The organism is Calothrix sp. CBUCES-K 9914, assembly GCF_059640475.1.
In genome coordinates this window covers 1-14384 of record NZ_JBXXZH010000001.1, presented here as the reverse complement: position 1 = coordinate 14384, position 14384 = coordinate 1, and the positions used below count along the sequence as shown (strand labels likewise).

Below are 14384 nucleotides of genomic sequence, written 5' to 3'. Positions count from 1 at the left end.
CAAACTTAAATCCAAATTCTTAGTTCGTTCGTTATAGGAATAGAAGCAAACAATAACCCATACAATTATTTATTCCGTTAATGCTTGCTTGTAGAGATACGATATGGACAGGGCTTGCGATGCCCATTCCACAAGATAGACCACAAGATGGAGATTGTGTCTCTACTGAAACAGTCTTTTTGACTTGCAAATCATCCGCATGAAAACAAATTGAGTAGGTTTTTGCCTACTTGGTTTGATTGTCTTATCCAAACAACTCTATTAACGAGGTAAAAATATGCAACGTTACATTCTCCCAATTTTATCAGCTTTATTAATATCTCCTGTACTAGCAAACACTGCTACTGCACAAACCCCAATGACATATAACCCAGTCGTGACAAACAGTGGCGCCAGTCAAATTAATCCTTTCAATCTAGCTTTTATGGCTGAACGCGGTTACTTACAAAATGTAGGTATCAAGGGTGGGAACACTTTGTTAAACGCGCATAAGTCGGGAACGCTGACAGCTAAAAATATTGTTCAAGCTGCGGTGAAAGCAAAGCTACTATCAGAGCAAACTCTATCTGACCAAGGATATTTAAGCGCACTCGAATCACAACTACAATCCTTAGAAGAAGATTAGGAATTTGATAATGAAATTAGTTTTCCGCAAATATCACCGACAGATTGCACTCACAGTGTGCTTACCACTAACTATTACCGCAGTTACAGGTATTGGCATGACAGTCGCCGATGAGTGGTTGCATCAAGCCGAATTAGTTGCATTTCTACTCCAAATTCATACGTTCCAATTTTTAGGACTATCAGCAATTTTACCCATACTTAACGGATTGGGACTACTGACTTTAATTGCAACTGGACTAAATATGATGGGTTTATTTTCGAGGAGCCAAAAGTCAAAACAAATCAAAAAGTAAATAAGTCACAAATTGCATCTGTGTTCATGACGCTATATGAAATATATCTCTTACTTGCTTCAAGGACTTGCTTCTACAATTCTGGTAATTTTGCTTTCTTTAACATCCTGTACCCCTAACCGACAATCTATAACACCTACACCCCAACCGCAAGAAATTACCACCAATACCGCAAATCCTACTGTCAAAATCGTTAATTTCAAATATCTACCAGCAGATATTAAAATAAATGCTGGTCAATCCGTACAGTTCGTTAACCAAGACGAAGAACCACACACTGTTACCTCCAAAGATGGCGCCTTTGATTCAAAGGGACTAGATAACGCCCAAGTTTGGAAACACACCTTTACGCAACCAGGAACCTTTCCTTACTTGTGTTCAATTCATCCCTATATGAAAGGAACAATTACTGTTGATACCAGTAAAAAGTAAAAAGGCACTCTTAAACAACTTTTACTTCAAATAGGAAAACAAAATGAGACGTAGAAAGTTTATTGAACACGTTGGCTGGACTGGTCTTGGTATACTGTGGGTAGTGGGAGAAAATGGTTTACTTGCATCCTGTTCCGTTAGAGATTTGCAAGGTCAGAAATTAGCAAATTCTGCACCCTTATCATTCGTGCAAATCAGCGACACACATTTAGGTTTCAATAAGGAAGCAAACCCTCACGTTACTACCACTCTGCAACAAACTATCAACGCTATAAATTCACTACCCACTCCACCAGCGTTCATTGTTCATACTGGAGACATTACGCACCTTTCCAAACCGGAGGAATTCGACACAGCAAAACAATTTCTTTCCCAATTAAAAGCACCACTGTTTACCCTTCCTGGTGAACATGACACGATAGGAGACAGGGGGAAAGCTTATGGAGAAGCATTCAGCCAAAAGGACAAAAGAGAAGGTATGCAAATATGGGACTATAATGGTGTGCATTTGATTTCCCTGACCAATGTAATAGAATTTGGGGAAACTGGTACTGGAAAACTTGGTCAAGCGCAACTGGACTTACTAGAAAAAGACCTTGCAGCGCAGAAACAAAACACGCCAATAGTTATTTTTACCCATATTCCTTTGTATAATCTTTATCCTCAATGGGGTTGGTCAACCGCCGACTCAGGCAAAGTACTCTCGTCATTATCTCGCTTTTCTTCTGTTACTGTTCTCAGTGGTCACATTCATCAAGTAATTCAACATAGTGAAGGTAACATTCGATTTAGTACGGCTGCATCTCTTGCTTATCCTTTGCCGGCGCCTGGAAAAGCTGAAAAACCAGGGCCAGTCACTTTACCAGAAAAAGATTTACTGGCAGTGTTAGGTTTCCGCACACTAGAATTTGTACCTGGTAATTATGTTAAAAATGACCAGCATTCTCTAGCTTAAAGTCTTCCAAATCAAAAAACAGCTGTAGGATGGGTCCCGCCCGTCCTATATCCAATGCGTTCCCGTTGATACCTACCTTCCAATAGGTAGGGATTAATTTTTTGGAAGCCCAATATCATAAACAGGCGCCGACAAAATGGATTGAACAACTAAATTATTTGACAAGTCATGCTAATATGTCTATACTATGATGATATCAATTAAAGCTTAATGCTTGCTTAAAACTTACGATACTCTTACAATCATGAATCGGTGCGTGACGCTACAAGTTTTATATCTACGTTGAAATTTCCTTATAGCGTCACGCACCCTACGGTTTTTATTTGCCCGGAGCGCAAGTCCTGTTGCTTTTAAATTTTGATAAGTGTATACGAATAGTTTTGAAGGGGTAAGAAAAGTATAGATAAGAATCACAAGGAGAAGCCAGTAATGAGTTATAATACAGCTGTAAATGAAATATATCAGCGAGTAATGGCGCATACTGCTTTTTATTATGATGGTGTGCCAACTACAGGATTTATAGAAGCGGCAGATATTTGCAAAAATAACCAATATTTAGAAAAGCGCATTAAGTATAGTGCTGTAATTGATACTCAGCAAATTAACGCTATAGCAATCTATGAATTATCTGGTTCGCCTTGTATTTATTTTACTCAGTTAAATGAACCTAACTTGATGAAGCTGTCTTTAATCTTTATGGTTTAGATGATAAAGAAAGCATTTTATTTGAAGATACTACGCAAATCACGATTGACTGGTATATGAATCGTGAAAAATCTATAGCGTTAAGAAAACCATTGCCAGTTGAGACGCCTATCCTACGAGTTTTTCAATGATATCGGCTGCTTGGGTTACTCTCCCAGTGCAGCTGATGGCTTTTTGTAATTTGACTACGTTCTGCTTGTACTAGTTTTGCGTCAGTTCTTTATTCTTGAGGCTCCCCTGGCTAAAGCCGAGGCAGCAACCACCCGATCTGTTTTGGTTTGACTACTGAGTTTATTGCAGGCGCCAACTCGGTTTGAATAACGCTGTGTTCTCCTTGAGGCATTAGTTTTTGAATTATGTACCCGTCAATATATTCGCTAGCCGGTTCTGTCTCCGGCAGTTTCAAAAATTCTTCTAATGTAAGGACTTGAGCAAGGGACTGTAACATTTAAGGCTTCTTCCAAGAACTTTAGGGCGCCACTTCTCTACTATTTTACTAGAAAATGTTTGTAGTATTGATGCCCGTCCACTCATCAAAACAATAAGCTTTACAATCCAATTTCGATAAGTTATACAGGTATTGTAAGTGAGTTGACTGTAAAAATAATCACCATGATATTAAAATATACTGCTGGCTATATTCCAGGTAAAAAATCAGAGGGTGCAAAACTTCATCAAATAGGACGTTTCCGGAGTAAGCAGTTGCCACCCAAAGTTGACCTGCGTAAATATATGACCGACGTAGAAGAGCAGGTTGGTAATAGTTGTGTTGCTAATGCTTTTGTTGGTGCTTATGAATACCTTGCAAAACGGGCTTTAGGCGAATCTAGTGATGTAAGCCGTTTGTTTGTTTACTATAACGCGCGGTCGCTGCATAATAGCGAAAACGAAGACAAAGGGACGCAAATGGAACTAGCAATTGATGCTTTGTGCAAGTATGGAGCGTGTTCAGAAGAACTTTGGGCTAATGAGGAAGAGCTAATATTAGAACAACCAGATGATTTAGCCTACGAACACGCAGCTAACTTCACAATTGAAGAAGCTGAGTTCGTTGAAACTGACCTTGACACATGGCGCCATACTTTAGCAGAAGGATATCCAATTGCCTTTGCTCTCAATACATTTAATTCTTTTGATGAAGCTACAAAAAATCAGGGGCGAGTACCAATGCCTAAGTCATCTGATAATGTGCGGAAAACCCACGGATGGCACGCAATGCTGTGTGTTGGCTACTCAGATAAAGACAAAATGTTTATAGTACGCAACTCATGGGGTTCAGAGTGGGGAGATGAAGGATACTGTTATATTCCCTACGATTATGTAATTCACAAAGAGTATAACGGAGACGATTCGTGGATTATTAAATCTGTTAGCGATTTAGATTTTAGTGCCGAGGTTTGGCAAGAAGATGAGTCAGTTTTTGCAGACGAAGGTTCTTTGTTGCTATTTGATTTTTATGTCACAACTTCTGACCCAGAGGGTTTTGCAACCGATTTAGAAAATCTATGTCAAAATTATGTAGAAAGCGAGGAAGAATATTACTTTGACTACGAATATGAAGAACAAGATGATGAAAGCTTTGTTCTTAATATTCTTAACTTTGACCTGACAATTGATGATGCAAGCGAATTCCTTGAGGAGTTAGATGCGCTTTGCGATGAGTACGCTATTGATGGTGACTACGACTACTGTATTGATGGCGAGGACTGCGAAGAGGAATAGAAAAATTGGCAACGGATGATGAACGGATGTAACGGATGGTTATTTGTTAAAAACAAAATCTAATTATTTAAAGCAGCTTATCCGTTACATCTGTTGTATCCGTTGCAAAGTGTGTCATCCATGTATATACAATTATTTCAACTCTTGACCTCGTGCTAAAAGTTCAATTATTTCGCTGCGAGTCAGGTTATTAGCCTTTGCGATGGCATCTAAGTTTTCCCAAGCAGTATCGGTAAGTCGTATTGAGCGTAAGCGTTTCGGTTCTTTATAATCTGGTTCAAACTTACCTGTAGCAGAACGTTTGCGTCGTGAAGATTTGTCCTTATTCAATACCTTCGCCAAAAATATGATTGGCAAAAAGACTTTTGCCGTCAACGTTTCCAGTCAAACAAAATATTGAATCTGTCTGTTATACGTTGACCTCAGAGTCTTTATATACCAAGGTTTTGAATTTAAAAACCCGGTGTGGAATAACGGGACGGAGTTTTTAACTAGTCTGGGAATTATAGCGCTCCTGCACTCTGATACGAAAAAGCCTTAATTCTAGAAGCGTTGATGCTACGTTACGACTCCCAAATCTGGCGAAGGTATTGCTTATTAGCAGAATATTTATTTTCATCTAACTGAACGTTGGCAGTAATTAAGTTAACTAAGTTATCAATCAGTCTTTGAGGCTCTATTGGCATAATATCCCCACTTTGGAGCATATGTTTAATCATCACAACATAAAATAAGGCGCCTAAGAATATACGTGCTGTTGCCTCTGGGTCGGTTAATTGTAATTCTGGATGAAACTGCAAATACTGAGTAATATTATTAACAAATATTTTTTGAGGGTTTCGTCGAATTGTTTGACCAATCAAAGTCAACCCCAAGTTCGTCAATTTTAGTTCTAAGGTTTTTAAAAGTATTATTTGAGCGAATCATTTTTGATACTGGGTAACTTATAGCATTGGGTAAAATATCCAATATTTGCTTTACCCCTTTAGGATTAAGTGAATGAACAATAATCTTGGCTTGTATATTTCTAGAAGGCTTTATTGACCGAGCAACGTCTGCGCCAGTTAATTCGCCACGTAAATTGTAGTCGAGAGATATAATATCAAAGTCATAGGCATTAATTAGTGTTATGGCACGATTTCCAGTATTAGCTAATATCCAAGCATGAGAGCGATACAGAGAAGTTAAAACCTTTTGACGTTCTTCAGTATCTTCTATAATTAAAACTCTAAGCGGCACTGTAGAGTGGGTCTGATGATTTTGTTGGGTCAATGTATTCTCCGAGTGCAATTGAAAAACAACTAGCTACTTTATCAAGGGTCACATCTTGCCGTAGAAGTAAATAGTCACTATCAAAATCATCTACTAGGTAAATGCAGTAGAATAGTTCGCTTTCATTATCAAAGAGATAAGAAACCGCTACTTGTTTAGCTTCTGAGGACTCAAAATTTTCTTGAAGAGTCCAAATACGAATATCACGACATATTTTACCAATACAATTTTTTAATTGAGGTGGAACTAGAGAAAGCTTTGAGAGTTGGTATAGTTTTGTAAAATCGTCATTTTCAAGAGTCATTGGTAACACTACAATCGATAGTTGTTCTCCGTAAATATCAAGTCCATAAGTAAGATTCCCTTCAAAATGCAACTGCAATGCACCCGAATTATAAGAGAAGTACTCAGCTTCGGTAAAATGCCCACCTTCAAGAAAAGATGGGAGATCAATTCCAAAAAAACGGTCAATTTCTACTAAGCGACGACCAATACATAAGCCAAGTAAATCTTTTTGTTTTAATGGCAATAAAGTTAATAGTTCAGTATCTGTCAACATATTATTTCTCTTCCTTCTTATCTTTTAATATTTTTTTAAATCTCTCAACAATATTCTGGACATCTCCTTTTGGACCTTGTTTACGAAAGCCGAAGCTTGTTGGGTCGTTTAAAAATACTGTACCATCACTTTTTCTAATAAGAAATTGAAAATCACCTACGTTTGCTCCTGCATTTTTTAATTTTTGATAAATATCTTCTAAATCATCTATTGTTTTTTGAGTAACGAACTCAGTGTATTCAGGCGGACTTAGAGGTTTTCTAGTTCTCCCGATGATTGATTTACTACCTACAGCATCCTCAATTTTCTCCAAAAGTAAACCATATTCGCCATTTGCAAGCTGAACTCTCTTAATATAAACGGTCGGAACATCTAAAGTTTCTAATTCTATCATAGCTTTTGCTTCGTTTGGTAAACGACCGCCCCCTTGCTTAAATATTAAATTTGTATCTTCAACTACGTTATACAGTGTACTCGTGTAACCTCCTTTCTCACCTGGCTGGCTAAATATTGTACCTTTTGTTACAGATTGTGGTAGTTCGCGTTTAGCTCGAAAAACTTGCGCTAGCTTACTAATTCGAGCAATAGCCTCTTCTAGTGAGCTTTCAATAGCTTCTTGAATAATCATATTGACTATTGAATCTTCTCTAGACAGAAGGTCATTTAGGTCAACCCAAACCTCGGGAGGCAGTTTCTTGACATTCTCTAAGGTTTTCTCAGAGCAAGTACCTATATATAATATATTTTGTGGGGAAATTTCTTCCAACTCTTTGTTCCTATTTAATCTTTGAGTGCTTCATCAGAAATATTTATGCCATATTTTGATGCTCATACTCAAATAGCATTTTGAGCACCATGCTAGCAAACTATTTAGGGCTTGCTGAAAAAGTCACTAGCGAGGCAATCCAGAAGCTACAGAGCTTAAAAATAGTTGGTTTCGGAGCGCGCGTTTCAGATTTATACCGATTTAATATGAAGCTGCAAATAACTAAATCCCCCCAACCCCCCGCGTGGAAGGCAGGGCTGATTCATTCTAAAAAGAATAATCCACTATTACCCTTTGTGAACTTTCGTGGTCTTTGTGGTTCATCAAAGAAATAAACCACTTTTGTCACGCTCGTACACAAAGATAAAGACAGAAGTTAAGAGTAATCTCGTAGCAAGTTCAAACTTAATTTGATTTACTTCCAAGAATGAAACAGCCCTGCCGCGTGGAAGGGGGGCTAAGAATAATAATGTGCATCCTCATATAAAAATGGTATAAGCTATTGCAGATGGCGATCGCAATTTGTAAAAACTCTTCTAGAGACGTTACCTGTAACCTCATCCTCACAATTGCTAGATTTAGTATTCCCAGATTTTTGAAATTATTTACTAAACGAGCCAAAAATTATCCCGGAATTTCAATAATAAATTCTGTACCCTCACCCAGAACTGAGTTGCAAATCAACTTTCCGCCGTGAGTTAATTCGACAATTTGCTGTGCTATCGCCAATCCCAACCCTGTGCCTTTACCCACGGCTTTTGTAGTAAATAAATGGTCAAATATTTTTTCTACGACCTCTTCGCTCATTCCCTTAGCATTATCTACAATAGCAATTTTAACATAATTATTCTCTGTTGAAGTTGTAATTAGAATTCGGTTGGGATTGGCTTTTATTTCTTCAAAGTTGCGGGCATAATTTGATTCTTCTAAGGCATCAATAGCATTTGCTAGAATATTCATAAATACCTGATTTAATTGCCCAGGAAAACATTCAATTTGAGGTAAATTGCCATATTCAGTTATCACTTCAATAGCTGGACGTTGTTCGTTAGCTTTTAGACGATGCTTGAGAATTAAAATCGTGCTATCAATGCCTTCGTGGATGTTAAAAGGTACTTTGTAATCTTGATCTGCACGTGAGAAAGTGCGGAGACTAGTACTGATATTTTTCAGGCGGTCGCACGCCATTGTCATCGAATCAAGCATTTTTGGTAAGTCTTCTAAGCTATATTCCAAGTCAATTGTTTCAGCATGAGCGATAATTTTATCAGTCGGTGATGAGAGACATTCTTGATATAATTTTAAGTGTTCCACAATATCAGCAACAGTGGGTTTAGCTTGTTTGATACTGGCAGAAATAAAGCCCAAAGGATTATTCATTTCGTGAGCAACACCAGCAACTAAGTTACCCAAAGCAGACATTTTTTCACTTTGAATCATTTGTAATTGAGCTTGTTGTAAATTCTGTAATGCTTGTGCTAATTCTTGTGATTTTTGCTGTAAAGCAAGTTCAGCTGTTTTGCGATCGCTAATATCTCGCATTGCAACTACTGCACCAACTTTGTTACCCGAAGAATCGACGATCGCTTGTCCACTGGCTAACAAAATTCTCTTCAAACCATGCTTGGGTACAATTACCATTTCGGCATTTTCGACTATTTCCCCTTGTAAGGCACGAAACAAAGGAATTTCCGTGGTTGATAAGGGTGTTTGCCCATCAGGTTGATAAAGTGAGAAGTGTTCTGCCCATTGTTCCGGTGGTAATGATTCTACTGGTAAGCCATAAAATTCACGAGTTGCTTTGTTAAATAAGGTCAAGTTACCACTAGCATCACAAACAACAATCCCATCAGTAATATTATGGATGATGGCATTCAAAAACTCCCGTTCTTTGGCTAGAGATGCTTCAGTCTGTTTTAATTGTGCCAGTGATGCTTGTAATAACTGGGATTTTTGCTGTTCTCGCTGATAAAGTTGGGCATTTTCTAGGGAAATGGCAGCTTGAGAGCAGAGAAGGTTGAGCAGTTTGACGCGATCGCTACTAAATGCTCCAGTTGCGATCTGGTTTTCTAAGTACAATACCCCCAGCAACTTCCCTTGATGTAAAATCGGGCTACATAAAATACTCTTGGGTTGTTGTTGCTGAATGTAGGGGTCATTGATAAATTGCGGATGCACCGTGGCATCAACAATCACCATTGGCTGTAAGCTGCGTTTAACAGTATTAATTAACCCAACTGGCACGTCAATAGATTCTTCAACTGGATGTGGATTAGTCAGCATTGAAGAAAAATCAACTTTGGTATTTTGATTGTGATTTTGCCCCAACAAAGCTAATCCCCGCACCAGTAAATTACCTGATTCAGCAAGCATTAACACGCACTTATCAGCCCCTGCATTTTCGATGACGATAGAAAGCAATGATGAAAGTAGTTTTTCCAGTTCGATTTCGCTTGAAATAGTTTGGGAAGCTTTGAGGATGGTGGCTAAATCTAAAGCCACAGAGATGCTACTACTACTAGAAGTGGCGCCACTGGTTCCGGTAACACTTCCTAATGTGAAGAGAGTTTCGGTAGTTGAGAGGGGAGAACGGGTTTGTTGAAGAATGAGAGCCAGCAGTTGTGGGTAGCGTTTTTCTAGATCAGCGACTTTGGCTTTGGCGCCCCAGCGAGCATAGCCATAATAAGCTTCAATCATGTATTCCCGAGCAATGCGCTGTTTACCCCATTCCAGGTAGAACTTGGCTGCCAGTTCGTTGGCAAGGCTCTCTTCATGGAGATACTCGTTGGCTTTGGCCAGGGAGATCGCGCGATCGTAATGTTCGCTGGCTTCTGCTTTTTGCCCCAATACTCGACAGCGTTCTGCGGCAATTAACGCACAGCGGTGAGCCTGATTACTGGGCGCATGAACTGCCCAATGGGTCAATTTTTCCAAATTAATACCAACTTGCTCTAGAATAACTGCCTTGTCTGCATCCGTAGCATCTGGATAAACCACTAACTGCACTAATGCGTTGTAGAAGTAGAACAGTGGAACATGCAGCAGTCCAGTTGCTGCACTTAAATACTGCTGGATCAACCGAGCATTTTCCATCGCCTGGTCATACCGCCCAAACAGGTAGGAGAGAAAAAGTTTACAAAAAGAAATTTGGAACAGCGCCAGTGATTGATTGGCTTCTAAATGGCGCTGGATCGATATTGCTTCATCATAGTGTTCGCTGAACAGTCGATCGGGTTCAGCCGTCGGCTCCAGTAGATTGAGGACAGTTTGATAGTAAATACTTTGAAGACCAAAATAGAAATTTTGGCGAAGTTGCTGCATCACCTGGCGATGTTCTGTCATCGCTTGCAGCAGAGAAGTGAGTTCTTGCCCACTGAAGTAGGCTGTGTAGCCATAGCATAACAGGCTGAGGGCGGCATACTCCCGATCGCCCGTTTCCAGCCCTTTGGTATAGGCTTGCAAGTAGCCTGAGAGAGTATCTTTTGTCAGTTCTTTCCAATAACTGAGGTGCGCGTGAAATCCGAGAAGGGTTTTTGCATGAAGCCTGGAGGCATGAAGCTGCTCCAGCAGATTCACCCCCAGTAATCCAAAGCGGTAGCCTGTCTCAACGTCATTCAATTGAGAGCAATGTATCAACCCATACATCACATAGCTGTAAGTTGATTCTGGTGCATTCCCATGTTGTACAGATAAATTCACTTGAGCCAGGGTGATCAGAGGAACTAGACCTGGAGCCACCTGATAGGCAACCGAAATGATGTGACAAAGAATCACCATCGCCGCTTTGGGTTGGGCTGCTGTCATCTGCGGGAGTTCCAGTAAAGATTCGATTTCTCTACCTGTGAGCAAGGTTTGAGTCTGCTCAAAGGCTTGTTGAATATCCGCTGGCGTGGGTTGCTTTGGCAGTTGCACCCCCAAATGGTTCAGCACTTCCCTTGCCAGTTGCATCGCTTTATCAAGTTGGTTTTGGGCAATGCAGGTTTGAATTTTCGTGACGTAGACCCCGGAGCGATCCAGCCAAGACTGGGTATGATTCAGCACCACTTGCGCCAATGGCTCAACTTGTTCAAAATTGGTGTTCAGGCAAGCGGACTCGGCTGCTCCCTCGTACAAAGCCAGGGTGAGATCGTAATGGCGTTGCCAACAATCGCTCGGTAACAGAGAAATCGCAGTTTGATAATAATTGAATGCGGCTCCATAGGCAGTTGCATTCTTGGCTTTTTGTCCAGCCTTCAAGTTTAAATGCACTAGTTGCTGCTGCTCTTGCTCATCTGTAATTAGGGATGCACCTTTATTGAGGTGATTAGCGATCGCAAAAACGTTCTCATCCCGTTCATCGATCGCGGTAGCTTGTAGCAATAAACGTCCAATTTGCAGATGAGTCAACTGTTTTTGATCTTCAGCAATCAGAGAATAGGCAGCTTGCTGTACTCGGTCATGTAAGAATTTGTATGTCACAATTTCTTGATTTTCCGATGTACTTGCAAGGGTTTCTTGCCTCACATATTCTTGCCCCACATAAAACTTATAAACATCACCAATTGGTAAAATTAATTCTTCTTGTAATGCTTTCCACAAACTAGCAGCCGTCTCAATTTCACATTGTTGTGAAACAATCGCTAAAGTTGCTAAATCAAAAGAATTGCCAATACAAGCAGCTAACTGCAATACCTTTTGAGTTGATAGCGGTAATTTTCGCAATTGCCAATCCATAAAAGCTACCACATCATCTGTAACAGCTTGAATTTTTACTTGGGTAATGTCACATTGCCAGCAGCCAGACTCCAAGTTAAATTCAATTAATTCATCTTGATGTAATGCTTTGAGAAACTGTGTAGCAAAAAACGGATTACCTTGAGTTTTTTGATAGAGAAATACAGAAAAATTCCAAGCTAAATCTTCTGTAGATTTTAGTGTATCAGCAACTAATTGATTGACTGTGACTTGACTTAATGTTGCAAGAGTAATTGTATTAACGGCTGCTGAGTTTTTTTGGATATTGCTCAAAGTCAACATTAATGGATGTCCGGCGTTGACTTCATTATCACGGTATGCTCCAATTAATAAAAGATGATCTGTATCAGCCATCAATAGCTGCATTAATTTCAGTGATTCTGAATCAGCCCATTGTAAATCATCTAAAAACATTACTAAGGGATGTTCAGCACTAGTAAAAACTTGAGTAAATTTTTTAAACAATAAATTAAAGCGATTTTCTGCGGCATTTCCTGATAATTCTACGGCAGCTGGTTGTTCGCCAATAATTCTGATTAATTCAGGGATAACTTCAATAATTACCTGTCCATTTTCGCCGACAGCCTCTAAAATTTTCTTTTTCCATTGCTCTATTTGAACATCACTTTCTGTTAATAACTGTCCCATTAAATCTCGGAATGCTTGCACAAAGGCACTGAAAGGAATATTCCGTTGAAATTGGTCATATTTGCCTTTGATAAAATAGCCGCGTTGGCGTACAATTGGTTTATGCACTTCGTTGACGACTGCTGTTTTCCCAATCCCAGAAAAACCAGCAACGAGCATCATTTCTGTTGCACCTTGGCTGACACGTTCAAATGCTTGTAGCAGGGTTGTTACTTCGGTTTCTCTACCATACAATTTATCGGGGATGATAAAGCGATCGCACACATCCCTCTGTGCAATTTCAAAGTTATCTATAGCACCAGCAACTTGTAGCTGATGTAAACATTTTTCTAAATCAAACTTCAACCCCAATGCACTTTGATAGCGGTCTTCAGAATTTTTCGCCATCAATTTCATCACGATATCTGAAAGCACTTGGGGTATTTCTTCCCTGTTCCCTAATTCTGTAGGCATTTTGGCAATATGACAATGCACCAATTCCATTAGGTCATTTGATGAAAATGGTAATTCTCCTGCCAATAATTCGTAGAAAGTTACACCCAAGGAATAAAAATCTGTGCGGTAGTCAATTCCGCGATTCATCCTTCCTGTTTGCTCTGGAGAAATATAACCAAGTGTGCCTTCTAAGACATTGGGATTGATTAGTGTTTGCGTTTCTCGTGGTAGTAGAGATGCAATACTGAAGTCGATTAATTTAATTTGTTTGGTTTGGGGATTAATTAAAATATTGGCGGGTTTTATATCTTTATGGATAATGCGTTCGCGGTACAATAAATCTAAGGCATTGCAGAGGGCGATCCCCACCTCTAAAAACTCGTGTAGAGATTGTAAATTTCCCCGTACTCTCCATTCTTTAAGAGAAATCCCCCCAAAATCTTCCATCACTAACGCATAGCCATTTTGGTAGGGTTCTAGGCTGTAGGTTTGGATGATTACAGATGAGTGAAGGTTTTTAGCTATGGTGTACTGATTGCGAAATTGCACCAGTTCGCTGAAGCTGGGATAGGGATTTTTTAGCAGTTTAATGACTACAGGTTTGTCGTCAATCTCTCGATATCCTCGATAAACTACGGTTCTGGAACCATTGTAGAGTTCTTCACTGATCTGATATCCAGGGATACCCACTAAACAGCTAACCATATTGTCCTCATCTCACAATTTCTAAATTTAGTATTCCCACGACTAACGGCGCCTAAATCGTCCTAATATTAACTTTTATTACAATTTTTTGCTAAAAATGGTACGAACAAGTACAAAATGTGTTTTTTAACCTGCATTAATTCATTAATCTTTATACAACTTAAGGTAACAGCTTAAGTTAGCACTTTAACGCCTTTATCTTTACTAGCGTCCGAAAGTACTTGATTACATACTGTAGTCAGTAAATGCTTCAAGGCATTTTCTGATTGCAGAACATACTTGATATTACAACACAAAGCTTTCCGGAAAGTATATTTTTTAACACTTTAGTAAACCAAAAACCACAATATTCCCAGAATTTTCCAAAATTTAAGGGGGGACTCTAGCCATGACAGATACAGTTATTAATCCTGCTGAATATCCCGAAGTTACGCAACAACTCTCTGAAAACATTATTCTTACTACTTTCAATACCTTCGCCAGATTTAAGAACTGCTGGAGCAGGCACTAGCTGGGTGAATGCGCCCTAAA

General features: G+C 39.3%; 11 protein-coding genes and 2 pseudogenes. 6 read left to right on the top strand and 7 right to left on the bottom strand.

Annotation, left to right across the window (positions count from 1 at the left end; genetic code table 11):
• The first annotated feature begins 277 nt into the window (after positions 1-277).
• From AC2JBO_RS00065 to AC2JBO_RS00045, 5 genes are all read left to right on the top strand, one after another.
• Entirely contained in the window at positions 278-625 is a 348-nt protein-coding gene (locus AC2JBO_RS00065) for a hypothetical protein (protein WP_496951570.1), read from the top strand.
• 10 nt (positions 626-635) lie between these two features.
• On the top strand, positions 636-920 hold the full coding sequence (locus AC2JBO_RS00060) for a peptidase (RefSeq protein ID WP_496951569.1): 285 nt from the start codon (positions 636-638) through the stop codon (positions 918-920).
• A 36-nt stretch (positions 921-956) separates the two neighbouring features.
• Positions 957-1352, top strand: a complete 396-nt coding sequence (locus AC2JBO_RS00055; RefSeq protein ID WP_496951568.1) for a cupredoxin domain-containing protein — start codon at positions 957-959, stop codon at positions 1350-1352.
• A 43-nt stretch (positions 1353-1395) separates the two neighbouring features.
• The gene (locus tag AC2JBO_RS00050; RefSeq protein WP_496951567.1) at positions 1396-2307 is read left to right on the top strand and encodes a metallophosphoesterase family protein; all 912 of its coding nucleotides are present in this window, start codon (positions 1396-1398) and stop codon (positions 2305-2307) included.
• Between the two features lie 429 nt (positions 2308-2736).
• Positions 2737-3012 (top strand): hypothetical protein, encoded by a 276-nt coding sequence (locus AC2JBO_RS00045; protein ID WP_496951566.1) that lies wholly within the window; start codon positions 2737-2739, stop codon positions 3010-3012.
• Between the two features lie 265 nt (positions 3013-3277).
• Here AC2JBO_RS00045 and AC2JBO_RS00040 read toward each other — a convergent pair.
• Positions 3278-3460: pseudogene (locus tag AC2JBO_RS00040) on the bottom strand (Uma2 family endonuclease); the annotation flags it as partial.
• Positions 3461-3624: 164 nt separating this feature from the next.
• On the opposite strand from AC2JBO_RS00040, the gene AC2JBO_RS00035 reads away from it, so the two are divergent.
• A complete protein-coding gene (locus AC2JBO_RS00035) occupies positions 3625-4734 on the top strand; it encodes a C1 family peptidase (protein ID WP_496951565.1) in 1110 nt (369 codons plus the stop codon).
• Between the two features lie 132 nt (positions 4735-4866).
• On the opposite strand, the pseudogene AC2JBO_RS00030 reads toward AC2JBO_RS00035, so the two are convergent.
• From AC2JBO_RS00030 to AC2JBO_RS00005, 6 genes and pseudogenes are all read right to left on the bottom strand, one after another.
• A pseudogene (locus AC2JBO_RS00030) lies at positions 4867-5058 on the bottom strand (TetR/AcrR family transcriptional regulator); the annotation flags it as partial.
• Positions 5059-5297: 239 nt separating this feature from the next.
• The gene (locus AC2JBO_RS00025; protein ID WP_496951564.1) at positions 5298-5597 is read right to left on the bottom strand and encodes a hypothetical protein; all 300 of its coding nucleotides are present in this window, start codon (positions 5595-5597) and stop codon (positions 5298-5300) included.
• On the bottom strand, positions 5551-6006 hold the full coding sequence (locus AC2JBO_RS00020) for a cyclic-phosphate processing receiver domain-containing protein (RefSeq protein ID WP_496951563.1): 456 nt from the start codon (positions 6004-6006) through the stop codon (positions 5551-5553). The genes AC2JBO_RS00025 and AC2JBO_RS00020 overlap by 47 nt, the downstream gene beginning before the upstream one ends.
• On the bottom strand, positions 5963-6565 hold the full coding sequence (locus AC2JBO_RS00015) for a hypothetical protein (RefSeq protein WP_496951562.1): 603 nt from the start codon (positions 6563-6565) through the stop codon (positions 5963-5965). Before AC2JBO_RS00015 ends, AC2JBO_RS00020 begins: the two co-directional genes overlap by 44 nt.
• A gap of 1 nt (position 6566) precedes the next feature.
• Positions 6567-7331: a hypothetical protein gene (locus AC2JBO_RS00010; protein WP_496951561.1), complete on the bottom strand. Its 765-nt coding sequence runs from the start codon at positions 7329-7331 to the stop codon at positions 6567-6569.
• 624 nt (positions 7332-7955) lie between these two features.
• Positions 7956-13853, bottom strand: coding sequence for an AAA family ATPase (locus tag AC2JBO_RS00005; protein WP_496951560.1), 5898 nt, complete (start codon positions 13851-13853; stop codon positions 7956-7958).
• Positions 13854-14384 lie beyond the last annotated feature (531 nt).